19 protein-coding genes are annotated in these 24,680 nt (G+C 73.1%); 18 read left to right on the forward strand and 1 reads right to left on the reverse strand.

The features are described from left to right. From ACFQLX_RS12935 to ACFQLX_RS12980, 10 genes are all read left to right on the forward strand, one after another. Positions 1 to 1,158: an ABC transporter ATP-binding protein gene (locus ACFQLX_RS12935; protein WP_386414577.1), complete on the forward strand. Its 1,158-nt coding sequence runs from the start codon at positions 1 to 3 to the stop codon at positions 1,156 to 1,158. Positions 1,159 to 1,296: 138 nt separating this feature from the next. Beyond that, positions 1,297 to 1,956 carry a trimeric intracellular cation channel family protein gene (locus ACFQLX_RS12940; RefSeq protein ID WP_386414620.1) on the forward strand — a complete coding sequence of 220 codons (660 nt, stop codon included), beginning with the start codon at positions 1,297 to 1,299 and terminating at the stop codon, positions 1,954 to 1,956. Positions 1,957 to 2,014: 58 nt separating this feature from the next. Further along, the gene (locus tag ACFQLX_RS12945; protein ID WP_386414578.1) at positions 2,015 to 3,193 is read left to right on the forward strand and encodes a cysteine desulfurase family protein; all 1,179 of its coding nucleotides are present in this window, start codon (positions 2,015 to 2,017) and stop codon (positions 3,191 to 3,193) included. A gap of 64 nt (positions 3,194 to 3,257) precedes the next feature. Beyond that, on the forward strand, positions 3,258 to 3,833 hold the full coding sequence (locus tag ACFQLX_RS12950) for a Uma2 family endonuclease (protein WP_386414579.1): 576 nt from the start codon (positions 3,258 to 3,260) through the stop codon (positions 3,831 to 3,833). 73 nt (positions 3,834 to 3,906) lie between these two features. Further along, positions 3,907 to 4,557, forward strand: coding sequence for an N-acetylmuramoyl-L-alanine amidase (locus ACFQLX_RS12955; protein ID WP_386414581.1), 651 nt, complete (start codon positions 3,907 to 3,909; stop codon positions 4,555 to 4,557). A 61-nt stretch (positions 4,558 to 4,618) separates the two neighbouring features. Beyond that, positions 4,619 to 5,749 carry a tRNA 2-thiouridine(34) synthase MnmA gene (mnmA, locus tag ACFQLX_RS12960; RefSeq protein WP_386414582.1) on the forward strand — a complete coding sequence of 377 codons (1,131 nt, stop codon included), beginning with the start codon at positions 4,619 to 4,621 and terminating at the stop codon, positions 5,747 to 5,749. Between the two features lie 61 nt (positions 5,750 to 5,810). Continuing rightward, positions 5,811 to 6,500 carry an SDR family oxidoreductase gene (locus tag ACFQLX_RS12965; RefSeq protein WP_386414583.1) on the forward strand — a complete coding sequence of 230 codons (690 nt, stop codon included), beginning with the start codon at positions 5,811 to 5,813 and terminating at the stop codon, positions 6,498 to 6,500. Between the two features lie 61 nt (positions 6,501 to 6,561). Further along, positions 6,562 to 7,584: a methionine synthase gene (locus ACFQLX_RS12970; protein ID WP_386414584.1), complete on the forward strand. Its 1,023-nt coding sequence runs from the start codon at positions 6,562 to 6,564 to the stop codon at positions 7,582 to 7,584. A gap of 94 nt (positions 7,585 to 7,678) precedes the next feature. Further along, entirely contained in the window at positions 7,679 to 9,901 is a 2,223-nt protein-coding gene (ligA, locus tag ACFQLX_RS12975) for an NAD-dependent DNA ligase LigA (RefSeq protein ID WP_386414585.1), read from the forward strand. A 221-nt stretch (positions 9,902 to 10,122) separates the two neighbouring features. Then, the gene (locus tag ACFQLX_RS12980) at positions 10,123 to 12,357 is read left to right on the forward strand and encodes a putative bifunctional diguanylate cyclase/phosphodiesterase (RefSeq protein WP_386414586.1); all 2,235 of its coding nucleotides are present in this window, start codon (positions 10,123 to 10,125) and stop codon (positions 12,355 to 12,357) included. A 192-nt stretch (positions 12,358 to 12,549) separates the two neighbouring features. On the opposite strand, the gene ACFQLX_RS12985 is transcribed toward ACFQLX_RS12980, so the two are convergent. Then, positions 12,550 to 13,794, reverse strand: coding sequence for an IS110 family RNA-guided transposase (locus ACFQLX_RS12985; RefSeq protein ID WP_386414587.1), 1,245 nt, complete (start codon positions 13,792 to 13,794; stop codon positions 12,550 to 12,552). A gap of 600 nt (positions 13,795 to 14,394) precedes the next feature. Here ACFQLX_RS12985 and gatC point away from each other — a divergent pair. The 8 genes from gatC to ACFQLX_RS13025 all read left to right on the forward strand — a co-directional run bounded on the left by gatC (position 14,395) and on the right by ACFQLX_RS13025 (position 24,617). After that, positions 14,395 to 14,691 carry an Asp-tRNA(Asn)/Glu-tRNA(Gln) amidotransferase subunit GatC gene (gene gatC / locus ACFQLX_RS12990; protein ID WP_386414589.1) on the forward strand — a complete coding sequence of 99 codons (297 nt, stop codon included), beginning with the start codon at positions 14,395 to 14,397 and terminating at the stop codon, positions 14,689 to 14,691. Positions 14,692 to 14,696: 5 nt separating this feature from the next. Continuing rightward, positions 14,697 to 16,190, forward strand: a complete 1,494-nt coding sequence (gene gatA, locus ACFQLX_RS12995) for an Asp-tRNA(Asn)/Glu-tRNA(Gln) amidotransferase subunit GatA (protein ID WP_386414591.1) — start codon at positions 14,697 to 14,699, stop codon at positions 16,188 to 16,190. Then, positions 16,187 to 16,429, forward strand: a complete 243-nt coding sequence (locus ACFQLX_RS13000) for a hypothetical protein (RefSeq protein WP_386414592.1) — start codon at positions 16,187 to 16,189, stop codon at positions 16,427 to 16,429. Before gatA ends, ACFQLX_RS13000 begins: the two co-directional genes overlap by 4 nt. Before the next feature lie 16 nt (positions 16,430 to 16,445). After that, a complete protein-coding gene (gene gatB / locus ACFQLX_RS13005) occupies positions 16,446 to 17,942 on the forward strand; it encodes an Asp-tRNA(Asn)/Glu-tRNA(Gln) amidotransferase subunit GatB (RefSeq protein ID WP_386414594.1) in 1,497 nt (498 codons plus the stop codon). Between the two features lie 245 nt (positions 17,943 to 18,187). Next, a complete protein-coding gene (locus tag ACFQLX_RS13010; RefSeq protein WP_386414595.1) occupies positions 18,188 to 20,425 on the forward strand; it encodes an MMPL family transporter in 2,238 nt (745 codons plus the stop codon). Between the two features lie 79 nt (positions 20,426 to 20,504). Then, positions 20,505 to 23,609, forward strand: coding sequence for a helix-turn-helix transcriptional regulator (locus ACFQLX_RS13015; RefSeq protein ID WP_386414597.1), 3,105 nt, complete (start codon positions 20,505 to 20,507; stop codon positions 23,607 to 23,609). A gap of 377 nt (positions 23,610 to 23,986) precedes the next feature. Continuing rightward, positions 23,987 to 24,145: a hypothetical protein gene (locus ACFQLX_RS13020; protein ID WP_386414599.1), complete on the forward strand. Its 159-nt coding sequence runs from the start codon at positions 23,987 to 23,989 to the stop codon at positions 24,143 to 24,145. A gap of 319 nt (positions 24,146 to 24,464) precedes the next feature. Further along, entirely contained in the window at positions 24,465 to 24,617 is a 153-nt protein-coding gene (locus ACFQLX_RS13025; protein WP_386414600.1) for a hypothetical protein, read from the forward strand. The last annotated feature ends 63 nt before the right edge of the window (positions 24,618 to 24,680 follow it).

Genomic DNA, 24,680 nt, shown 5'->3' on the forward strand with positions numbered 1-24,680 from the left:
GTGACGACCGACGACGCCGGCAACGCGAAGATCCCGGCGCAGCCCGCCGGGGAGACCGCCGAGGCCGCCGAGGCCGCTGAGGGCACAGCCGCGGCCGCTCCGGTCCGTACCGGCGAGCCGCTGCTCAGGGTGCGCGGGCTGGTCAAGCACTTCCCCATCACCAAGGGCGTGCTCAAGCGCCAGGTCGGCGCCGTCCAGGCGGTCGACGGGCTCGACTTCGACGTCTACCCGGGCGAGACCCTGGGCGTCGTCGGCGAGTCCGGCTGCGGCAAGTCGACCATGGGCCGGCTCATCACCCGGCTGCTGGAGCCCACGCGCGGCAGCATCGAGTTCGAGGGCCACGACATCACCCACCTCGGCACGGCGAAGATGCGCCCGCTGCGCCGCGACGTGCAGATGATCTTCCAGGACCCGTACTCCTCGCTCAACCCGCGGCACACGGTCGGCGCCATCGTCAGCGCCCCGTTCAAGCTGCAGGGCATCACGCCCGAGGGCGGGGTGAAGAAGGAGGTCCAGCGCCTTCTGGAGACCGTGGGGCTCAACCCCGAGCACTACAACCGCTATCCGCACGAGTTCTCCGGCGGCCAGCGCCAGCGCATCGGCATCGCCCGCGCGCTCGCGCTCAAGCCGAAGATGATCGTCGCGGACGAGCCGGTCTCCGCGCTGGACGTGTCGATCCAGGCGCAGGTGGTGAACCTGCTGGACGACCTCCAGCAGGAGTTCGGCCTCACCTACGTGATCATCGCGCACGACCTCTCCGTGGTTCGGCACGTCTCGGACCGCATCGCGGTGATGTACCTGGGCAAGATCGTGGAGCTGGCGGACCGCACGAGCCTGTACACCGCGCCCATGCACCCGTACACCAAGGCGCTGCTCTCCGCCGTCCCCGTGCCCGACCCGCGCCGCCGCCACGAGCGCGAGCGGATCTTCCTCACCGGCGACGTGCCCTCGCCGATCTCGCCGCCCACGGGCTGCCGCTTCCACACCCGCTGCTGGAAGGCGACCGAGGTCTGCAAGGTCCAGGAGCCGCCGCTGCTGCAGCTCAAGCCCGGCCAGCAGGTCGCCTGCCACCACCCGGAGAACGCCGTGGACCTGGTGCCGCAGGACGTGCCGCTGGCGGGTGCCGCGGAGGTCGCGGAGATCAAGGTCGTCGACTGAGCCGCACCGTCCGTACGATCCGCACCGCCGGACGCCCGTCGGGCCCGCAGCGCACCCGCGCCGCGGGCCCGACGCGCTGTCCGGCGTGTGCCGGTGCACGGGCCCGGGGCGTGTACGGGTAGAACTTCTCGGGTGGTCATCGCACTCGATCTGTTCAACGCCTCCGTCCAGCACGGGCTGGACGTGGCCGGCATCTCCGTCTTCGCCATCTCCGGCGCGCTGCTGGGCGTACGGAAGAACTTCGACGTCTTCGGCATGGCCGTCCTCGCCGAGGTCACCGCGCTGGGCGGCGGGATCTTCCGCGACCTGGTGATCGGCGCGATCCCCCCGGTCGCCTTCACGGACCTCGGCTACCTGCTGACCCCGCTGGTGGTCACGGTGCTGGTCTTCTTCCTGCACCCCGAGGTGGAGCGGATCAACAAGGCCGTCAACTTCTGCGACGCGGCCGGCCTCGGGCTCTTCTGCGTCGTCGGCACGACCAAGGCGCACGAGTACGGACTGGGGCTCACCGCCTCCGTGGTGCTGGGCATGGCCACCGCGGCCGGCGGCGGCGTCCTGCGCGACATCCTCGCCGGCGACGTCCCCCAACTCCTGCGCTGGGACCGCGACCTGTACGCCATCCCGGCCCTCGTCGGCGCCTCGGCGACGGCGCTGCTGATCAAGTTCGGCCAGCTCAACGGGGCGACGGCGGCCGGCGCTGCGGCCCTGGCCTTCGTCCTGCGCCTGGCCGCGATGAACTACGGCTGGCGTGCACCGCGCGCCTGGCAGCGGCGCTCCACGGCCGTCGAGGCGGAGTAGCGGCGGCGGGGGACGGCGGGGCGGGGGTGTGCCGAGCGCCCGTAGAATCGTGCCCACCATGACTCAGGCCGCCTACTTCGACCATGCCGCGACCACGCCGATGCTCCCCGAGGCGGCGGCGGTGCTGGCGGCGCAGCTCACCGTCACGGGCAACGCCTCCGCCCTGCACGGCGCCGGGCGGCGCGCGCGCCGCACGGTCGAGGAGGGCCGGGAGAAGCTGGCGGCGGCGCTCGGCGCGCGGCCCAGCGAGGTGGTCCTCACCGGCGGCGGCACCGAGGCCGACAACCTCGCGGTCAAGGGCCTGTACTGGTCGCGCCGCGCCGCCGACCCCGCGCGCACCCGGCTGCTGGCCAGCCCCGTCGAGCACCACGCGGTCCTCGACGCCGTGCACTGGCTGGCCGAGCACGAGGGCGCGACGGTGGAGTTCCTCCCCGTCGACCGCCACGGGCGGGTGCATCCCGAGGCGCTGCGCGAGGCGATCGAGCGCGAGCCGGCCGATGTCGCGCTGGTCACGGTCATGTGGGCCAACAACGAGATCGGCACCGTCCAGCCGGTCGCCGAACTCGCCGCCGTCTGCGCGCGGTTCGACATCCCGATGCACGCCGACGCGGTACAGGCGGTCGGCCAGCTGGAGGTGGACTTCGCCGCCTCGGGACTGGCCGCGATGACGGTCTCCGGCCACAAGATCGGCGGCCCGTACGGCATCGGTGCCCTGCTGCTGCGCCGCGAGCAGACCCCCGTACCGCTGCTGCACGGCGGCGGCCAGGAGCGCGAGGTGCGCTCCGGCACCCTCGACGTCCCCGCCATCGCCTCCTTCGCCCTCGCCGCCGAGCTGGCGACGGCCCGGCGCGCGGACTTCGCCCGCGAGGTGGGCGCGCTGCGCGACGCGCTGGTCGACGTCGTACGCACCGAGGTGCCGGACGCCGTCCTCAGCGGCGACCCCGACCCCGCCGGCCGCCTGCCCGCCAACGCCCACTTCGCCTTCCCCGGCTGCGAGGGCGACTCCCTGCTCCTCCTCCTGGACGCCGCCGGCATCCAGTGCTCCACGGGCTCCGCCTGCACGGCGGGCGTCGCCCAGCCCTCCCACGTCCTCCTGGCCACCGGCACCGCCCCCACCCTGGCCCGCGGCACCCTGCGCTTCTCCCTGGGCCACACCTCGACCCGCGCGGAGGTCGACGCCCTCGCCGGGGCCCTGGGCCCGGCGGTGGAGCGGGCGCGGGCGGCGGGGCTGTCGTAGCAGGTCGCAGCGGGGGCTTCCCGGTCTCCTGCGGGCTGTCGGACCCCCGCCGTAGACTCGGACTATGACCAGCGTCACAGAGGTGTACGACCGGCTGCGCGAGGCCGCGCAGGCGCTGCCCGAGCTGCCGCACATGGCATATCCGGAGATCAGCCGGGGGGAGCTGCACATGATGATGTCGCCGTCGGGGCGCCACGAGAAGACGGCATGGCTCATCCGCCGACAGCTCGATCGGCAGTTGCCGGAGGGCCTTGTCGCCCATACCGGGGGAGATGTCGAGGACCGCAGGCTCGGCATACTGCGCCGACCGGATGTCATCGTCACGACGCCCGCGGCCTTCGACACCGACGGCCCGCTGGCGGCCCGCGACCTCGTGATGGCCGTCGAGATCGTCTCCCCTTCCAACCCGTCCAACGACTACGACGAGAAGTTCTACGAGTACCCGGCGATGGGCATCGGCCACTACGTGATCGTGGACCCGCGCAAGGGCCTCGTGACGCACCACTGGTCGCCGGTGGGCTCGGAGGTGGGCGAGGCGTCGTACGAGAACACGACCAGGCACCGCTTCGGCGAGACCGTCGAGCTCGGCGACTGGCGACTCGACACCGGTGAGCTGCCGCGCTACGGGGACAAGAGCTGACACCCCCTTCAAGCCCTTCACGCCCTTCAAGCCCCGCCGGAACCGCCGCCGCCCCCGCCGCGTTCCTCCCGGTGTGACCACAACGCCCAGCCCCCCGACCGGCTCGCCCACCCGCCGCCGCTTCCTGCTCGCCTCCGGAGCCGCCGGGCTGGGCCTCGTCGGGCTCTCGCAGCGCGACGAGCTGAGCCGGTGGTGGTGGCGGCTGCCCGGGCGGGACAAGCCGCGCAAGGCCGGCGAGCGGGACTACGCCACCGCCTCCTGGACCGCCGCCTCCGCCGCCAACTGGCGCCGCGCGGACCGCCCCGCCGACTACCGCATAGACCGGGTCGTCATCCACGTCACCCAGGCCGACTGGAACACCACCCTGCGCGTCTTCCGCAGCTCCCGCCACCAGGCGTCCACCCACTACGTCGTGCGCGCCCTCGACGGCCACGTCGAGCAGATGGTCCGCGAGCTGGACGTCGCCTACCACGCCGGCAACCGCTCCTACAACGAGCGCAGCATCGGCATCGAGCACGAGGGCTGGGTGGACCGCCCCCAGAACTTCACCGCCGTGATGTACGCCTCCTCCGCCCGCCTCACCGCCGACATCTGCCGCCGCCACCGCATCCCCGTCGACCGCGAGCACATCGTCGGCCATGTCGAGGTCCCGGGCACGGACCACACCGACCCGGGCCCGCACTGGGACTGGGACCGCTACCTGAAGCTGGTCCGCGCGTCCTGAGCGCGGCCGGGACGCGGGCCCGGTCCGGACACCCGTCTGGCCGCCTTACCCTGTAAGGGCTATGTCTGACGCCACGCGCCCCCGCCTGAAGGTCCTCGCCGCCATGTCCGGCGGGGTCGACTCCGCCGTTGCCGCCGCCCGCGCCGCCGAGGCCGGCCACGACGTCACCGGCGTGCACCTGGCCCTCTCCGCCAACCCGAAGTCCTTCCGTACGGGAGCGCGCGGCTGCTGCACGGTCGAGGACTCGCACGACGCGCGCCGCGCCGCCGACGTGATCGGCATCCCCTTCTACGTCTGGGACCTCGCCGAGCGCTTCCGGCGCGACGTGGTGGAGGACTTCGTCGCCGAGTACGCGGCGGGGCGCACCCCCAACCCCTGCCTGCGCTGCAACGAGAAGATCAAGTTCGCCGCGCTGCTGGACAAGGCCCTCGCGCTGGGCTTCGACGCGGTCTGCACCGGCCACTACGCCCAGGTCGTCACCCGCCCCGACGGCTCCCGCGAGCTGCACCGCGCCGCCGACATGGCCAAGGACCAGTCCTACGTCCTGGGCGTCCTGGACGACCGCCAGCTCGCGCACGCCATGTTCCCCCTGGGCGACACCGAGACGACCAAGGAGGAGATCCGCGCGGAGGCCGCCGCGCGCGGGCTCTTCGTCGCGAAGAAGCCCGACAGCCACGACATCTGCTTCATCGCCGACGGCGATACCCAGGGCTTCCTCGCCAAGCACCTCGGCACGGCCGAGGGCGACATCGTGGACGAGGCGGGCGCGAAGCTGGGCACGCACTCCGGCGCGTACGGCTTCACCATCGGCCAGCGCAAGGGCCTGCGCCTGGGCAACCCGGCCGGCGACGGCACCCCGCGCTACGTGCTGGACATCTCACCGGTGGAGAACACCGTCACGGTGGGCCCCGCCGCCTCCCTCGACATCCACGCCCTGACCGCGATCAACCCCCGCTGGTGCGGCACCACCCCGGCCGCCCCCGGCCCGTACACCGCCCAACTGCGCGCCCACGGCAGCGAGACGCCGGTCACGGCGCGCCTGGACGGCGGCGAACTGCACGTGGCGTTCGACCAGCCGGTCCGGGGCGTGGCCCCCGGCCAGGCGGTGGTGCTCTACGACGGCACGCGGGTGGTCGGCTCGGCCACGATCGCAACGACGCAACGCAGCACCCCCGGCCCGTCCGGCGCCTGAGGACTTCGGGCGAAGCCCGAACCGCGTCAGCCGGCGCGACAGAAGATGCGATGATCCCCCCATGGCGACCCACCTCATCACCGGCGCGGGCTCAGGCATCGGCGCAGCCGTCACCGCGCAACTCCTGGACCGGGGCGACACCCTGTGGCTGCTGGCCAGAAACGCCGGCCGCGCCAAGGAACTCGCCGAGCGGTTCCCCGGCGCCCGTACGATCGTCGGCGACCTCGCGGAGCCCGGCCGCCTCTCCTGGGCCCTGGGCCACCAGTCCCTCCCCCAGGAGCTGGACTCCCTGATGCACATCGCGGGCATCGTGGAACTCGGCGGCGTGGGCGAGTTGACCCCGAAGGTCTGGACCGACCAGCTCGCCGTGAACCTCGTCGGCCCCGCCGAGCTGACCCGCCTCGTGCTGCCCCAACTCCGCCTCGCCCGCGGCCACGTGGTCTTCGTCAACTCCGGCGCCGGCCTGAGCGCCCATGCCCAGTGGGCCCCCTACGCCGCCAGCAAGCACGGGCTGAAGGCCCTCGCCGACTCCCTGCGCTGGGAGGAGAAGCCGCACGGCATCCGCGTGACCTCCGTCTACCCGGGACGTACCGCCACACCCATGCAGGAGAAGGTGCACCGGCAGGAGGGCGGCGACTACGACCCGGCGCGCTGGATCGCCGCGGAGTCGGTGGCCCGGACGATCCTGCTGGCGGTCGACCTGCCGCGGGACGCCGAGGTCCAGGACCTGACGGTACGTCCGGGGCGGTGACGCCGCAGGCGGGTGGGGGAGCGGGACCGGGCACCCCCCGCCGCCTCGTAGGCTTCGCCGGGTGAACAGCGAGAAGAGTTTCGCCCGGGGCGGCGCCACCGGAGTCGGTTCGATGCCCGGCGGGGACGCGCGGGAGACCGCGCGGATGGTGACGGAGCTGGTGGGGGACTTCCCCTTCCTCGCCGAGCTGCCCGCCCGCGGCCCCGGCGCCGACATGATCGGGCGCACGGTCGGCATGCTGACCGACATCTACGCGGCCGTCGAGCCCAGCGGCTGGCGCATCGCCGCCCGCCCGGGGATGGACACCCGGCGCTCGTGGTCCTGGCTGGGGGAGGACCTCGACGCCCTGGAGGAGTTCACCCAGGGCTACCAGGGCCCGTTGAAGGTGCAGGCCACCGGCCCGTGGACGCTCGCCGCCGCGCTGGAGCTGCCGGGCGGCGAGGCCGCGCTGCGCGACGCGGGCGCCTGCCGCGACCTGACCGCCTCGCTGGCCGAGGGCGTCGCGGGCCACCTCGCGGACGTCCGCCGCCGCATCCCCGGCGCCCAGGTGGTCCTGCAGCTGGACGAGCCCTCGCTGACCGCCGTGCTGCGCGGCGAGGTCGCCACGGCCAGCGGCTACCGCACCTACCGCGCGGTGGACCGCAGCGTGGTGGAGGGCGCGCTGCGCAGGATCGTCGAGAGCGCCGAGGCCGCCGGGGCGGCGGTCGTGGTCCACTCCTGCGCCCCCGCCGTGCCCTTCGCGCTGCTGCGCCGGGCCGGGGCGGCCGGGATCTCCTTCGACTTCTCGCTCCTCACGGAGCGTGAGCACGAACTGATCGGGGAAGCCGTCGAGTCGGGCACCGCGCTCTTCGCCGGGCTCATCCCCGGCACCGCTCCCGAGGGGGCCCGATTGTCAGACCCGGCCGGTAGCGTCGGGGGTGTCAGGACGTTGTGGCGCAGGCTGGGGCTGCCGCCGGGGATCCTCGCGGACTCCGTGGTGCTCACGCCCGCCTGCGGGCTGGCGGGCGCCTCGCCCGCCTACGCCCGCGAGGCGCTCGCCCACTGCGTCCGGGCCGCTCGGGCGCTGGCCGACAACCCTGAGTGAGCTGCCGGGGGCGCGAGTGGCGCTCCCCCTGCCGCACTACCGAAGCACCGAACCACCGAACGACCCAGGATCGCAACCGAAACGGGAGGCGCATGTGAGCGCGGATGCGACGGCACGTGAGAAGCACCGGCTGCTGGCCGAGCAGATCGAGGAGCACCGCTTCCGGTACTACGTGACGACGCCGGTCATCTCCGACGGCGAGTTCGACCGGCTGCTGCGGGAGTTGGAGGCACTGGAGGCGGCGTTCCCCGCGCTGCGCACGCCCGACTCCCCGACGCAGAAGGTCGCGGGGGCGTACGAGACGGAGTTCGCCTCCGTGGAGCACGCCCAGCGGATGCTCTCGCTGGACAACGCCTTCACGGAGGAGGAGCTGGACGTCTGGGCCGAGCGCATGGAGCGCGAGCTGGAGGGCATCGCCCACCGCTATCTCTGCGAGCTGAAGGTGGACGGCCTCGCGGTCAACCTCACCTACGAGCACGGGGTGCTGACCCGCGCCGCCACCCGGGGCGACGGCCGCACCGGCGAGGACATCACGCCCAACGTCCGCACGGTGCGCGGGGTGCCGCACCGGCTGGCCGGGGAGAGCGTCCCGGAGCTGCTGGAGGTGCGCGGCGAGGTCTACTTCCCGGGCGGGAGGTTCGAGGAGCTGAACGCCTCCCTGGTCGAGCAGGGCAAGGACCCCTTCGCCAACCCGCGCAACGCGGCGGCCGGTTCGCTCCGCCAGAAGGACCCCAGGATCACCGCGTCGCGCCAGCTGCGGATGGTGGTGCACGGCATCGGCGAGCTGCGCGGGGAGGGGCCGGCCGTCGACCGGCTCTCCCGGGGGTACGAGCTGCTGGAGCGCTGGGGGCTGCCGACGGCCCGGCACAACAGGGTCGTCGACGACCTCGCGGGCGTGCGGGAGTACATCGCGTGGGTGGGCGAGCACCGCCACGACATGGAGCACGAGATCGACGGCGTCGTGGTCAAGCTCGACGAGATCGCGCTCCAGGGCCGGCTGGGCTCCACCTCCCGGGCGCCGCGCTGGGCCATCGCCTGGAAGTTCCCGCCGGAGGAGGTCACGACCAGGCTGATCGCCATCCGCGTCGGCGTGGGGCGTACGGGCCGGGCGACGCCCTACGCGCAGGTCGAGCCGGTACAGGTGGCCGGCTCGGAGGTGGAGTTCGCCACCCTGCACAACCAGGACGTGGTCCGGGCCAAGGGCGTCCTCATCGGCGACACGGTGGTGCTGCGCAAGGCCGGCGACGTGATCCCCGAGATCCTCGGCCCCGTCGCGGAGCTGCGCGACGGCAGCGAGCGCGCCTTCGAGATGCCGGCCGAGTGCCCCGAGTGCGGGACGGAGCTGCGCCCGATGAAGGAGGGCGACATCGACCTGCGCTGCCCCAACGCCCGTTCCTGTCCGGCCCAGTTGCGCGAGCGGCTGTTCTACCTGGGTGGCCGCAAGTCCCTCGACATCGAGAACTTCGGCTATGTCGCCGCCGCCGCGCTCACCCGCCCCCTGGAGCCGGCCGAGCCGCCGCTGACGGACGAGGGCGACCTCTTCGACCTCACGATCGAGCAGCTGCTGCCCATCAGGGCGTACGTGGTGGACCAGGACAGCGGACTGCCCAAGCGCGATCCCAGGACCGGCGAGGACAAGGTGGCCGACGTCTTCGCCACCAAGGAGGGCAAGCCGAGGAAGAACGCCCTGGCGATGCTGGAGAACATCCGGGCCGCCCGGGAGCGCCCCCTCGCCCGGATCCTCACCGGCCTGTCCATCCGCCATGTCGGCCCGGTCGCCGCCGAGGCGCTGGCCCGCGAGTTCCGCTCGCTGGAGCGCATCGAGCAGGCGGGCGAGGAGGAGCTGGCGGCCACCGAGGGCGTCGGCCCGGTCATCGCCGCCTCGCTCAAGCAGTGGTTCGCCGAGGACTGGCACCGCGAGATCGTGGCCAAGTGGCGGGCGGCGGGCGTGCGGATGGAGGACGAGGCGGCCGGCGAGGAGGGCCCGCGCCCGCTGGAGGGTCTCACCGTCGTCGTGACGGGCACACTCCCGACGTACACCCGCGACGGCGCGAAGGAGGCGCTGCAGAGCCGGGGCGCGAAGGTGACCGGATCGGTCTCCAAGAAGACCGGCTTCGTGGTCGTCGGTGAGAATCCGGGGTCGAAGTACGACAAGGCCGTGCAGCTGAAGGTGCCGGTGCTGGACGAGGCGGGCTTCGCGGTCCTGCTGGCGGAGGGACCGGAGGCGGCGCGGGCCGTCGCACAGGGGGGAGAGCCGGAGGCGGCGGAGCCGGAGACGGCGCGGGAAGCGGAGGCGGCGCAGGAAGCGGAGGCGTAGGAGGCGGCGCGGCAGGGGCCCGGCTGCCCCTCGCCGGCGGAGGAGGAACCGGTGCGGAACGGTCGTCCGTGGCCCGGAGGCGACAATTCCGCGGTCGGAGGGGACAGCTCGGGGGTTATCGGGCGACCGAAGCCGATCGCCGCCCGCGCCGGTCCTTCGCGGCCTACTGTTGAGAAAGTGGTGTGCGTTCGTGCGTACATCTGGCTGTGAGAGGGACAGGGATGGCGCGACTTCCCGGGGAAGGGCCTCCGGACTCCGGCACCGCGGGCAACGGCGCCGCGCGGGCCGTAGCGGCCGTGAGGGCCGGATCGGCGCAGTGGCTGCGCCGGTTCGCGGTGCCCCTGGCCGCGCTGCCGGCCCCGGCCCGGCGCACGGGAGCAGTCCGGCGCCCGGGAGCCGTCCGGACGGCCGCGCGCACCCGGACCGTGCGGGTGTCGGCCGCCCTGGTGCTGGCCGCGGGGCTGTACGCGGCGGCGGCGCACGACCACGCCTTCTTCCCCGGCGGCGCGGACGGTGCCGCCCTGGCCGTGCTCACCCTCGTGATCGTCGGCCATCTGGTGGCCCTCGGCCGGGACCGCTGGTGGGGCGGCATGGGCTCGGGGGCCGCGCTCACCCTGGCCACCCTCCTCCTCTACGGCTGGCTGCCCGCGGTGGTGGTCAGCGCGTCGGTCGTGGTGCTGGTCGGCGCCGCCCGCCGGCAGCGCTGGCGGCAGGCGCTGACGCACGGCTCGATCGACGTGATCGGGCTGGGCGCCGCCGCCCTGGTGCTGCGGGCCTTCGGCAGGCACCCCTCGGCCGAGGAGCCCTGGCAGCCCGGCAGCTGGGACGTCCACACCCTGCCGGAGCTGGTCGCCGCCGCGCTGGTCTACCTCGTGGCCACCCGGGTGCTGCTCTGGCAGGTGCTCTCCCCCCGCGACGCCGACACCCCGCTGCCCCACCGCGGCGCCCTGGCCCGTACCGCGCTGCTGCGCCAGGGGCTGGTGGGGATCGCCCTGCTGGCGATCTCGCCGCTGATCGTGGTGATCGCGGCCGAGATGCCCGTCCTGCTGCCCTTCTTCGGGGTGCCGCTCATCGCCCTGGACTCCACCCTCTGGATCGCCCGCGCCCGCGCCGAGGAGCAGCTGCGCGATCCGCTCACCGGACTGCCCAACCGCCAGTGGCTCCTGGAGCGCACCTGGACGGCGCTGGACGAGGCCGATCGGGCGGGCCGGCGCGCGGCGCTGCTCCTGATCGACCTCGACCGCTTCCGCGCGGTCAACGACACCCTGGGCCATCTCGCCGGAGACCGGCTGCTGCTGCAGATCGCCGACCGGCTGCGCCTCGCGCTGCCGCGCGGCGCGGAGGTGGCGCGGCTGGGCGGCGACGAGTTCGCCGTGCTGCTGCCCACGACCGACTCCGCCACCTCCGCCCAGCGCGTGGCGCGCACCCTGGTCGCCGCGCTCGGCTCCCCGCTCGACCTCGACGGCCTCACCCTGGTGCTGGAGGCCAGCGCCGGCGTCGCGGTCTTCCCCGAGCACGCGGGGGAGACCGAGGGGCTGCTGCGCCGGGCGGACGTGGCGATGTACCAGGCCAAGCGGGACCGCACCGGCGTCGAGGTCTACGAGGCGCGGCGCGACGGCAACACCCCCGACCGCCTGGGCCTGCTCGGCGACCTGCGCCGGGCACTGCAGGCGCAGGACGTGGAGCTGCACTACCAGCCGAAGGTCGGCTTCGACGGCCGGGTCGTCGGGCTGGAGGCGCTGGTGCGCTGGGAGCACGCCGAGCGCGGGCGCGTCCCCCCGGACGAGTTCATCGCGATCGCCGAGAGCTCCGGCCTGATGCCGGTCCTCACCGAGTACGTACTGGAGACGGCCCTCGCCCAGGTCGCCGCCTGGCGGGCGGCGGGCCTGCACGTGCCCGTCGCGGTGAACGTCTCGCCGCGCGACGTGCACACCCCCGGCTTCGCGGGCGCGGTCGCCGCCCGCCTCGCCCGGCACAAGGTGCCGCCGGGCTCACTGCAGTTGGAGATAACGGAGCACGTGCTGCTGGAGGACCCGCAGCGCGCGGCCGACACCCTGGCCGGACTCTCCGGGCACGGGGTGAAGATGTCGCTGGACGACTTCGGCACCGGCTACTCCTCGCTCGTCCACCTGCGCCGGCTGCCGGTGAGCGAGCTGAAGATCGACCGTTCCTTCGTGGCGCGCCTGGCCGTGGACGACGAGGACGCGGAGATCGTGCGCTGCACCATCGACCTCGCGCACTCCCTGGGCCTGCGGGTCGTCGCGGAGGGCGTGGAGGACGACGAGACCTGGGAGCGGCTGCGCGACCTGAACTGCGACGCCATGCAGGGCTGGCTGGTCGCGGCCGCCATGCCGGCGGAGGAGACGACGGCCTGGCTGCGCGCCCGCGAGGTGGGCGCCACCCGCGCCACCCCGGCCCTCCCCCCTGCCCCGAAGGACACGGGCTCACCGGTCTGATCCCTTATCCATCCGCAGAAAACCCCGTATGTCCCGGCGTCTGGTGCGTGCTCTCGGCGTGCGGCGGCCATGGTCATGTGGCGGAGCCACCTGTCCATGGCCACCGTGCGTCGAGAGTGCGTGCCAGGCGTCGGGGTAATCCGGTTCGGAGCGGGGGGAGCGGGCCCATAGACACCTCAGGCGCTCAACGTGTCAAGCGGCGGTGGCCAGTTCGATGGGGAACGCGGTTTGTTCTTCGAACGGCTCGTGATGCTGGAGGCAGTGGTAGAGCTGGCCGAGCATGCGGTTGAAGAGGTTGCGTTGGGCGGCCGCGTGCCAGTCGCCGTGGTCGTCGCGTCGGCGCCGGTAGTGGGCCTTGGCGCCGGGTGAGGCGGTGATGGAGGCGAAGGCCCAGAGGTAGCCGGCGTGGTTGAGCCGGTCGTTCTTCACCCACCTGCGGGTGATGCTCGACTTCTTGCCGGAGGCCCGGGTGATGGGCGAGGCGCCCGCGTATGCCTTCAGGCCGCGGGCGTCGGCGAAGCGGGACTTGTCGTCTCCGATCTCGGCGAGCACCCGGGCGCCGAGCTGGACGCCGAGGCCGGGGAAGCTGAGGATGATCTCAGCGTCCGGGTGCTGAGGGAAAGCTTCTTCGACTGCCTCGGCGAGATCGTCGGCGGCGGTGCAGGCGGCCTCCAGCTGGACCAGGAGCGCGAGCATCTGCTTGCCCAGCGCGTCCTCGACCAGGGGCGGCTGGTGGGCGTAGTCGTCGCGGAAGACGTCATGGAGCCGCTCGGCCTCGGCTGTGATGCCGCGCTTGCGGCCGGCCCGCTTGAGAGCGGCCTCCAGTTGTGTGCGGGTCAACCGTGCGGCCCGGGTCGGTGTCGGGGCCGCCTTCAAGAGTTCCCGGGCCTCTGGCCGGCACAGACCGTTGCGCCAGGGCTCGAAGGCGGCCAAGGCGGCCGGGTAGTACTCCCGCAGCAGCGAACGCAGCTGGTTGGACAGCTGCTGCCGGTTCCAGAGTGAGTCCTGCTGAGCCCGGGCGAGGACAGCGACAGCACGGCCGAGGTCGCTGTCGTCGGGCAGAGGCCGGTGGGCGTGCATATCGGTGCGCAGGATGTTCGCCAGGACGAGGGCGTCGCCGGGGTCGGACTTCTTGCGGGAGACGGAGTGGCGGTCTCGGTAGCGGGCGGCGGCCATCGGGTTGATCGCGAAGACCTGCCGTTTGCCGGTCCGCAGGACCGCGACGAGCAGGCCGCGGGAGGTCTCGATCGCGACCGGGACCGGGTTGTCCTCGCTGTCGCCGTACTCCACGAGCAGATCCAGCAGGATCTTGTAGCCCGCCGCGTCGTCGGTGATGTGCCGCTTGGCCAGTAACTGGCCGCTGTCGTCGACCAGGGCGACGTCGTGCGTGCGCTCGGCCCAGTCGATGCCGCAGTAGATCAAGATGTTCCTCCCCATGGTGCAGTTTGTCCAGGTCACGAGCTCGTGCGGAACCACGCAGCGACCTAATCCCAGGACTCGGCCGCGCTGGCCGGTCCGCCACCTCAGTAGCTGTTCGTGGCACCAGCTCACTCCACGGGCCTCGGTCTAAAGCGGGAGCTCAGACGGCTCGGGCTTCGCAAGAGGTCACCATGCAGCGGGCTCGCACCACCAACACCAACGAGTGATCAAGTTAGGAGTGTTGACGCTCGACGGTCCTAGACGCCGCCAGTCTCGTCAGGGGCATCGAAGCCAGGTGTGGCTAAGGCGTGCGTCCAGCACCGACGAGCATCAACATCCACAGTGACGGTGGCGGCCACACAGGCGCTGAGCAGTGCTCGCTCTACGGCAAGGCATCGAGGCCCGGGAGTGATGGGTCATCCGCCTGTCGCCCACGTAACCGCCACCACCAAGATCAGGGCCGCCTGCCGCTCTATGGGAAGGCCTCCAGGCCCGGATTGGGACGGGCATGACGGACCCTGCTGTTCGAACGGCCCGGTGGCTTCTGTACTGGCCCGGACCGTCCGTACGTGGGGATTAGGATTGGGCGGAAACAAGACACCCACCGTGAGGAAGCCGATGCCTGGCATCACGCGCGAGGAGGTCGCGCACCTGGCGAAGTTGGCGCGACTGGAGCTGAGCTCTGAGGAGCTCGAGCACTTCGCCGGACAGCTCGACGACATCATCGGCGCGGTCGCCGCCGTGTCCGATGTCGCGGACGCCGACGTTCCGCCGACCTCCCATCCGCTGCCCCTGACCAACGTCATGCGCGCCGACGTGGTCCGCCCCAGCCTGACCCCCGAACAGGCACTCTCCGGCGCCCCGGCGCAGGAGCAGCAGCGCTTCAAGGTGCCGCAGATCCTGGGGGAGGAGTAAGCACCATGACGGACATCACCAAGCTCACCGCCGCCGAGACCGCCGCGAGGATCGCCTCCGGCGAGCTGACCGCGGTCGAGGTCACCGAGGCCCACCTGGCCCGTATCGACGCGATCGACGAGAAGGTGCACGCCTTCCTGCACGTGGACCGCGAGGGCGCCCGCGCCCAGGCCCGCGCCGTGGACGCCAAGCGCGAGCGCGGCGAGAGGCTCGGCCCGCTGGCCGGCGTCCCCCTCGCGCTGAAGGACATCTTCACCACCGAGGGCGTGCCCACGACCGTCGGCTCCAAGATGCTCGAGGGCTGGATCCCGCCGTACGACGCGACGGTCACCCGGCGGCTGAAGGACGCCGACATCGTCATCCTCGGCAAGACCAACATGGACGAGTTCGCCATGGGGTCCTCCACCGAGAACAGCGCCTACGGCCCCACCGGCAACCCCTGGGACCTCACCCGCATCCCCGGCGGCTCCGGCGGCGGCTCCTCCGCCGCCCTCGCCGGGTACATGGCGCCCCTCGCCATCGGCACGGACACCGGCGGCTCGATCCGCCAGCCCGCCGCCGTCACCGGCACGGTCGGCGTCAAGCCCACCTACGGCGGCGTCTCGCGCTACGGCATGGTCGCCTTCTCCTCCTCCCTCGACCAGGGCGGCCCCTGCGCCCGTACGGTCCTGGACGCGGCCCTGCTGCACGAGGCGATGGCCGGCCACGACCCGCTGGACTCCACCTCCGTCGACGCCCCGGTCCCGCCGGTCGTCGAGGCCGCGAAGAACGGCTCGGTCGCCGGAATGCGCATCGGCGTGGTGAAGGAGTTCCGCGGCGAGGGCTACCAGGCGGGCGTGATGCAGCGCTTCGACGAGGCCGTCGAGCTGCTGAGGGAGCTGGGTGCCGAGGTCGTCGAGATCTCCTGCCCGTCCTTCACCAAGGCGCTGGCCGCGTACTACCTGATCGCCCCCTCCGAGTGCTCCTCCAACCTCGCCCGCTTCGACGGCCTGCGCTACGGCCTGCGGGTGGGCGACGACGGCACGCACTCCGCGGAGGAGGTCACCAGCCTCACCCGCGAGGCCGGCTTCGGCGACGAGGTCAAACGCCGCATCATGCTCGGCACCTACGCGCTCAGCTCCGGCTACTACGACGCGTACTACGGCTCCGCGCAGAAGGTCCGCACGCTCATCGCGCAGGACTTCGAGAAGGCGTACGAGCAGGTGGACGTGCTGATCTCGCCGACCACGCCGACCACCGCGTTCCCCATCGGGGAGCGGGCGGACGACCCGATGGCGATGTACCTCGCGGACCTGTGCACCATCCCGTCCAACCTGGCCGGCAACGCCGCCATGTCGCTGCCCTGCGGCCTCGCGCCGGAGGACGGCCTGCCGGTGGGCCTGCAGATCATCGCCCCCGCCATGAAGGACGATCGGCTCTACCGGGTCGGTGCCGCGGTCGAGGCCGCGTTCGCCGACCGCTGGGGACATCCGCTGCTCGAGGAGGCACCGTCGCTGTGAACAAGTCTCTCGCCAAGGCCAAGGGCTTCAAGAAGTCGAAGGCCGGTATGTACTTCTCCCTGGCCACCACGCTCTTCGGCGCGGTCGGGGTCAGCAAGCAGATGAAGCAGGCGCGCAGCGAGGAGGACAAGCTGCGGCTGCTCGACTCCGCGATCTCCGCCGCCGCCCTCGCGACGAGCGTGGCACTGCTGATCCGCCAGATCCGCCAGTACAACGACGACGACGTCCTCGCCGACTGACGGCGGTAGGAGCACTGTGACTGTCACTTTCGAGGACGCTCTGACGTCCTACGAGCCGGTGATGGGCCTGGAGGTCCACGTCGAGCTCGGTACCAAGACCAAGATGTTCTGCGGCTGCTCCACGGAGCTGGGGCAGGACCCCAACACGCAGACCTGCCCGACCTGCCTGGGCATGCCGGGCGCGCTGCCGGTGGTCAACGCCGTCGGCGTCGAGTCGGCGATCCTGATCGGCCTCGCGCTGAACTGCGAGATCGCGCAGTGGTGCCGCTTCGCCCGGAAGAACTACTTCTATCCGGACATGCCGAAGAACTTCCAGACCTCCCAGTACGACGAGCCGATCGCCTTCAACGGCTATCTGGACGTCCAGCTGGAGGACGGCGAGGTCTTCCGCGTGGAGATCGAGCGCGCCCACATGGAGGAGGACACCGGCAAGTCGACCCACGTGGGCGGCGCGACCGGCCGTATCCACGGCGCCTCGCACTCGCTGCTCGACTACAACCGGGCCGGCATCCCGCTGATCGAGATCGTCACCAAGCCGATCACGGGCGCCGGAGAGCGGGCCCCGGAGATCGCCAAGGCGTACGTGGCGGAGCTGCGCGAGCTCATCAAGGCGCTCGGCGTCTCCGAGGCACGCATGGAGCAGGGCCAGATGCGCTGCGACGTGAACCTCTCGCTGATGCTGCCCGGGGCGCCGAAGTTCGGCACCCGCTCCGAGACGAAGAACGTCAACTCGCTGCGCAGCGTCGAGCGGGCGGTGCGCTCGGAGGTCTCCCGCCACGCGGAGGTCCTGAACGCGGGCGGCACGATCATCCAGGAGACCCGCCACTTCCACGAGGACACCGGCACCACCACCTCCGGGCGCGTGAAGGAGGAGGCGGAGGACTACCGCTACTTCCCCGAGCCCGACCTGGTGCCCGTCGCCCCCTCGCGCGAGTGGGTCGAGGAGCTGCGCGCCACGCTGCCGGAGCTGCCGCGGGCGCGGCGCAACCGGCTGCGCGAGGAGTGGGGCGTCTCCGAGCACGACATGCAGTCCATCCTCAACGCCGGCGCGGTCGAGCTGATCGTCGCGACGATCGAGGAGGGGGCGGACACCGCCTCGGCCCGCAAGTGGTGGATGGGCGAGCTGGCCCGCCGCTCCAACGAGGACGGCGTCGAGCTGGGCGCGCTGGGCATCACCCCGGCGCAGGTCGCGCGGGTCGCGGCGCTGGTCGCCGAGGGCTCGCTCAACGACAAGCTGGCCCGCCAGGTCATCGAGGGCGTCCTCGACGGTGAGGGCGGCCCGGACGAGGTCGTCGCCGCCCGGGGGCTCGCGGTCGTCAAGGACGAGGGCGCGCTGGGCGCGGCCGTGGACGAGGCCATCGCCGCCAACGCCGGCGTCGTGGAGAAGATCCGCGCCGGCAAGACGGCCGCCGTCGGCGCGCTGGTCGGCGCGGTCATGAAGGCCACGCGGGGCCAGGCGGACGCGGGGCGGGCGCGCGAGATGATCCTGGAGAAGCTGGGCGTCGAGGGCTGACGCGCCGCGCGTACGCACGTACGGGCCGGGCCGGGGAGTGATCCCCGGCCCGGCCCGTCGGCGTTCCAGGGGGCGGCTGCGAGCCGTGAGAGATGTCGCCTAAGGGGCGATTCATATGACTTGTGAATAACGACACGAAACCCGCAAATGATCTTTTCGGGCTGGAAGAGTTGATTCCGCCAGTTGTGTTCTTTGGGGTTCGTTCCCTGAAAGATCCATGAACCACTCAGGGAGCAGGTCCAACCGTGGCGCGTCTTGCCCGCTGGTGCCTCCGGCGCCGGCTCACCGTCATCGCGCTGTGGCTGGCGGCCTTCACCGCCGCGGCCCTCGCGTCCCTCCTCGCAGGCTCCGCCTACTCCAACGACTACGAGGTCCCCGGCACCGAGTCCGGCCGGGCCCAGACCCTGCTCACGCAGGCTTTCCCGGAGCTGGCGGGGGACTCCGGCACGGTCGTCTGGCACGATCCGGACGCCTCCGCGGCCTCCGCGGACGTACGCGAGCGGATGGCCCCGGCGCTGGAGAAGCTGGCCCACCTGCCCGAGGTGGCCTCGGTCGCCAGCCCCTACACCGCATCGGGCTCCGTCGCGGACAGCGCTCAGATCAGCGCCGACGGGCACACCGCCTACGCCACCCTCGTCTTCGACGAACCGGCCGGCGACCTGGACCGGGCAGCCGTGGAGAAAGTCGTCGCTACTGCGAAGGCCGCGGCCGGCGACGGCCTCCAGGTCGAGCTGGGCGGCGCCGCCGTCGGGACGACCGAGGCACCGGCCCTCCACTACAGCGAGGCCATCGGCGTCGCCGCCGCCGCCGTGGTGCTCTTCCTCGCCTTCGGCTCCCTCGCCGCGATGGCCCTGCCCATCGCCACCGCGCTGATCAGCGTCGGCACCGCCTACTTCGGGATCTCCCTGCTCGGCCACGCCATGACGGTGGCGGACTTCGCCCCCATGCTCGGCATGCTCATCGGCCTGGGCGTGGGCATCGACTACGCCCTGTTCATCGTCAGCCGCCACCGGCGCGGGCTGCGCGAGGGACTGCCCGTCGCCGAGGCCGCGGAGCGGGCCGTCGCCACCTCCGGGCGGGCGGTCGTCTTCGCCGGCGTCACCGTGTGCATAGCGCTGCTCGGCATGCTCATCCTGCGGCTGGACTTCCTCAACGGCGTCGCCGTCGCCGCCTCGCTCACGGTCGTCCTGACCGTCGCCGCCTCCGTCACGCTGCTCCCGGCGCTGCTGGGCGTCATCGGACCCCGCGCCCTCAGCCGCCGCGAGCGCGCCCGCCTCGCCCTCCACGGCCCGCGGCCCGAGGCGCCGGGCGGCCCCGCCGCCCGCTGGGCCGCGTTCGTCGAGCGCCACCCCAAGGTGCTCGGTGCGGCGGCCGTCGCGCTGATGGCAGTCCTCGCCCTGCCCGTCTTCTCTCTCCACCTGGGCACCTCCGACCAGGGAAACAACCCGGCCGCCAGCACCACCCGGCAGGCGTACGACCTGCTCGCCGACGGCTTCGGACCGGGCACCAACGGCCCCCTGACGCTGGTCGCCGAACTGGACGGCGCGGACGACGTCAGCGCCTTCCAGAAGCTGCTCGAGACCCTGCGCGCCACCGACGACGTGGCCTCGGTCTCCCCGGTGCTGCGCCAGGGCGGCACCGGCGTGATCACCGTCGTACCGAAGAGCGCCCCGCAGTCCGAGCAGACCTCCGCACTGGTCGACCGGCTGCGCGGCGAGGTCCTGCCGCAGGCCGCCGAGGGGACCTCCCTGCGGGTGCACGTGGGCGGTATCACCGCCGGCTACGACGACTTCGCCGAGGTGATCATCGGCAAGCTGCCGCTCTTCGTCGGCTCCGTCATCGCACTGGGCGGCGCCCTGCTGCTGCTCGCCTTCCGCTCGGTGGGCATTCCGCTGAAGGCCGCGCTGATGAACGTCCTCGCCGTCGCCTCCTCCTTCGGGATTGTCGTCGCGATCTTCCAGTGGGGCTGGGGCAGCGAGGCCCTGGGACTGGGCGGGGCCGGGCCGATCGAGCCCTTCCTCCCCGTGATCATGGTGTCGGTCCTCTTCGGGCTCTCCATGGACTACCAGGTCTTCCTGGTCAGCAGGATGTACGAGGAGTGGCTCGCCACCCGCGACAACCGGCGCGCGGTGCGGATCGGCCTGGCGGAGACCAGCCGCGTGATCAACTCCGCGGCCGTCATCATGATCGCGGTGTTCGCCGCCTTCGTCCTGGGCGGCGACCGGATCATCGCGATGTTCGGCATCGCGCTGGCCGCGGCGGTCGCCCTGGACGCCTTCGTACTGCGCACCCTGCTCGTACCGGCGCTGATGCACCTGCTCGGCGCGGCGAACTGGTGGCTGCCGGCCTGGCTGGAGCGGCGCCTGCCGCGCATCGGCATCGAGGGGCCGGCGCCCCTCCCCGAGCTCCCCGAGGTCCCCGAGCAGGGGATGCCCCGCGGCCCGGAGCCGCTGCCGGTCCCGGAGAGCGCGGGAGTGCGGTAGACCCTGCGGTGAAGGGGCCTGCGGCGTCACGGCGCCCGGGTTGTCCACAGGCCCTGACGTGGTGTCGGAGCCGTGTGCGATGCTCACTCGCGTGGAGACCCGTTCGATCAGCCCCGTGTTCGTCGGCCGCGCCGACGAGGTCAAGACGCTGGACGCGGTGCTCGCCCGGGCGCACGCGGGCGAGCCGCAGTTCGTCCTGGTCGGCGGCGAGGCGGGCGTGGGCAAGACCCGGCTGCTGGAGGAGTTCGCCGCGCGCGCCGGCCAGGGCGGCGCGGACGTCGTCGTCGGCGGCTGCCTGGAGCTGGGCGCCGACGGCCTGCCCTTCGCGCCCTTCGCCACCGCCCTGCGCGCCCTGCACCGGATCGTCGGGGAGGAGCTGACGCAGGCCGTCGCCGGACGCGAGGCGGAGCTGGCCCGGCTGCTGCCCGGCCTGGGCGCCCCCGCCTTTGCCGGAGCGGACCTCGCCCCTGCCCCCTCACACGATCCCGACGCCCGCGCCCGCCTCTTCGAGCTGACCGCCCGGCTGCTGGAGCGGCTGACCGCGCGGCGCACGGTCGTGCTGGCGCTGGAGGACCTGCACTGGGCCGACCGCTCCACCCGCGAGCTGCTCGGCTACCTGGTGCGCTCCGTCCAGAGCGCCCGCCTGCTCATCCTGGCCACCTACCGCTCCGACGACGTCCACCGCCGCCATCCGCTGCGCCCCTTCCTCGCCGAGCTGGACCGGCTGCGCACCGTGCGCAGGGTGGAGCTGGAGCGGCTGACCCTGGAGGAGGTGCGCCGGCAGCTCGCCGGCATCGGCGGCAGCGAGCCCGAGCGCGGCCGGGTGGCGCACATCCACGCCCGTTCCGAGGGCAATCCGTTCTTCGTCGAGGAGCTGGCCCTCACCGACGCCGGGCAGTGCTCCCTCAGCGACTCCCTGCGCGACCTGCTGCTGGTCCGGCTCGAAGCACTGCCGGAGGCCGCCCAGAGCATCGTGCGGATCGCCGCCCGCAACACCCGCGTCGAGCACCGGCTGCTGCAGGTGGTCGCCGGGCTGCCCGAGGACGAGCTGCTGGCCGGGCTGCGGACCGCCGTCAGTGCCAACGTCCTGGTCGCCGAGGACGAGGGGCCCTCCTGGGGAGGCGCCGGCGCAGGAGCGGGCGGGTGGGAGGGCACCGGATACCGCTTCCGGCACGCCCTGCTGCGCGAGGCCGCCCTGGACGACCTCCTCCCCGGCGAGCGCACCCGGCTCTCGCGCCGCTACGCCGAGGCGTTGGAGGCCGACCCCTCGCTCGTACGACCGGAGGAGCGCGCCACCCGCCTGGCCAGCTACTGGTACCACGCCCGCGACGCCGCCAAGGCGCTGCCCGCCGTGCTGGACGCGATAGCCGCCGCCCGCGAGCGCCACGCCTACGCCGAGCAACTGGACCTGCTGGAGCGGGCGATGGAGCTGTGGGAGGAGGTGCCCGAGGAGCTGCGGGCCGGGCTGCCACCACTGGTGAGTCTGGAGTCCTACCCGCCCTGCGGCTGCCGGAGTGACGGCCGGGGGCTGGAGCTGCACTTCCTGGACCTGCTGGCGGAGGCGTGCGTCGCCTCCCGGCTCGACGGGCGCCGCGAGATCGGCCTCGGCTTCGTGAAGAAGGCGCTGCAGCTGACGGACCGGATACCCGGCGGCGACCCCCAGCGCGCCGCCTGGTTCTGGCTGGAGCGCTCCCGGCTGCTCACCGGGCTCGGCCGCGGCGACGGCTGGGCGGAGCTGGCCCGGGCCATGGAGCTGGTCCGCGAGCTGCCCCCGTCCTCGGTGCACGCCGACGTCCTCTCCCTCACGGCCGCCTGGCACATGCTGCACACCCAGGACGAGCACACGATCCCCCTCGCCGAGCGGGCCGCGGAGATGGCCCGCGAGGTCGGCGCGGAGGAGGTCGAGCTGCACGCCCGGATCACCCTCGCCACCCTGCGCTCGCGCACCGGCGAGACAGCGGGCTGGATCGAGGAGATGTACGCGGTGCGGGAGTTGGCGCTGCGTATCGGCGCCCCCAACACCGTGCAGCGGGTGCTCATCAACCTCCCCGACAGCCTGCTCAAGCTGGGCCGGGCCCGGGAAGCCGTCGAGGAGGGGCTGGCCGGCATCGAGGTGCTGCGCGGCCGCGGCCTGCACGACGGGGCCGCCTTCTGCGCCGCCAACGCGGCGGAGGCGCTGATCGCCCTCGGGGAGCTGGACCGGGCGCGGGAGCTGCTCGACGCCTGGCGGCCGGCCGCCTTCGGTTCCGGCACGCAGACCTCGCTGGCGCTGCACGCGGCGGAGATCGCCGTGCTGCGCGGGGAGTTCGGGGCGATCCCGGAGCTGCTGGAGGCGGCCCACGCCCACCAGGGGCGCAACGACCGCATACCGCAGTGGGCGATCCCCCTGGCCGTCGTCGAAATGCGCCACGCGGTGGGGGAGGGCCGCTATCCCGAGGCGCTCGCCGTCCTCGAAAAGCAGCTCGACCGGCTGCCGCTGCCCGGCCAGGACGGGTACGTCTGGTCGCTGCTGGCCTACGGCGCCGGGCTGGTGGCGGACAGCGCCGGCCTGCCGGGGATCGACCCGGACACCCGCGCGGCGCTGCCGGCCCGGCTGGCGGCGGAGGCCGAGCGGCTGGCGGAGTGCCCGGTCGCCCCGCTGGACCTGATCCTGCGCGCCGAACTCGCCCGCGCCCGGGGCACGTACGACCCCGACGCCCTGGCCGCCGCGGCCCAGGGCTTCGCGGCGTTCGGCTACCCCCTCGCCGACGCCCAGCTCGCCTTCCGCCGCGCGGAGGCCCTGCTGGAGACCGGCGGCTCCCGCGCGCAGGCGGGCGAGCTGCTCACCGAGGCGTGGGCCACCGCCGGCCGGCTCGGCGCGCGGCCCCTGCGCGAGGAGGTCGAACGCCTCGCCGCCCGCGCCCGCCTGCCGCTGGGCCAGGACTCCCCGCCCCCGGCCGCCGGCGACACCCTGGGCCTCACCGCCCGCGAGCGCGACGTCCTGCGGCTGGTGTCCGCCGGCCGCTCCAACCGCCAGATCGCGGAGGAGCTGTTCATCTCCCCGAAGACGGCGAGCGTGCACGTCTCGAACCTGATGGCCAAACTGGGCGTCTCCAGCCGCGTCGAGGCGGCGGCCCTCTCCCACCGGCTGCGCCTCTTCACCGAGCCGGCGGCGGCGAACACGGGGGAGCGCACGGGCGGTTGAGCACCGGACCTTAGAGGCTGTTGCCGAACCCCCGTCTGCGCCCCGACGCCCGGCACGCACTCTCGCCGCACCCCGTCGCAGGTCATGTGGCTCCGCCACATGACCTGCGACGGCGCACGCCGAGAGCACGCACCGACCGCCGCTGCGCCCGCGCTTCGCGCGGACGACGGGGGTTCGGCAACAGCCTCTAAGGCATCCGGACTCCCGCCCACCGGGGGCCTTAGGCGTCCGCGGCCCCAACTGGGCCGCGTCTAAGGCGCCCACGCTCCGAAGTTGGGGAAGTTGCCCGATGCGGCGCCCCCACCTGGGACGCGAAGCTTGAGGCACAAGGAAAGAGGCCGGCAGGGAGCCTCGGACAGGACCTCAGGGAGACCGAGATGTTCGCACACGAGCAGCAGCACGAGCACCGCGCCGCCGAGCTCCGCCGGGAGGCCGCCGCCTACCGCCTCGCCCGCCAGGCGAAGCAGGCGGACAAGGCCCGCCGCGACAGCCAGGTCGCACACGGGCACCGCGAGCAGTGGGTGCGGGCGGCGTGAGACGAGCGCCGGGCCGCCCACCGCTCCGTACCGCTGTCCCTCTCCACCGCACTGCCCCCGAGGCCCCGCAGCCGTCCTTCCCCACGGCGGCGGGGCCTCGGCCGTTCGGTGCCCCTCCGCAGGTATCCCTCCAGCGCACCGCCTCCCTTCCCCGACCTGCCCCCGACCGCTCTAAGCACTGTCCGGGCCCCGGCTAAGGACCCTCCCGCCACGGGGGATGCGGCATGCGCCCGATGCGCCCGGGCCACCTGGGCGAGGAGGCTGGTGGCACGGCGAAGCAGCCGGACCGGCACGAGCGGGCACGAGCAAGGGAGCCACCATGCACTACGAATTCATGAACGCCAGCCGGCGCGCCCGGATCGAGCGCGCCGAGCAGCGCCGCCTCGTCCAGGAGGCACGCCGCGCCGCGGGAGCCGCCGCTCCGGCCCGGATCGCCCGCGGCAGTCGCGACGTGTTCGTGAGGGCGGCGTGAGGAGGGGGCCGGTGGCCCTGGTGCCGGAAGTCACCGAGGCCACCGACCGGTTGTCGGACCGGC

It is taken from the genome of Streptomyces polyrhachis (genome assembly GCF_042663125.1).
Classification (GTDB): domain Bacteria; phylum Actinomycetota; class Actinomycetes; order Streptomycetales; family Streptomycetaceae; genus Streptomyces; species Streptomyces polyrhachii.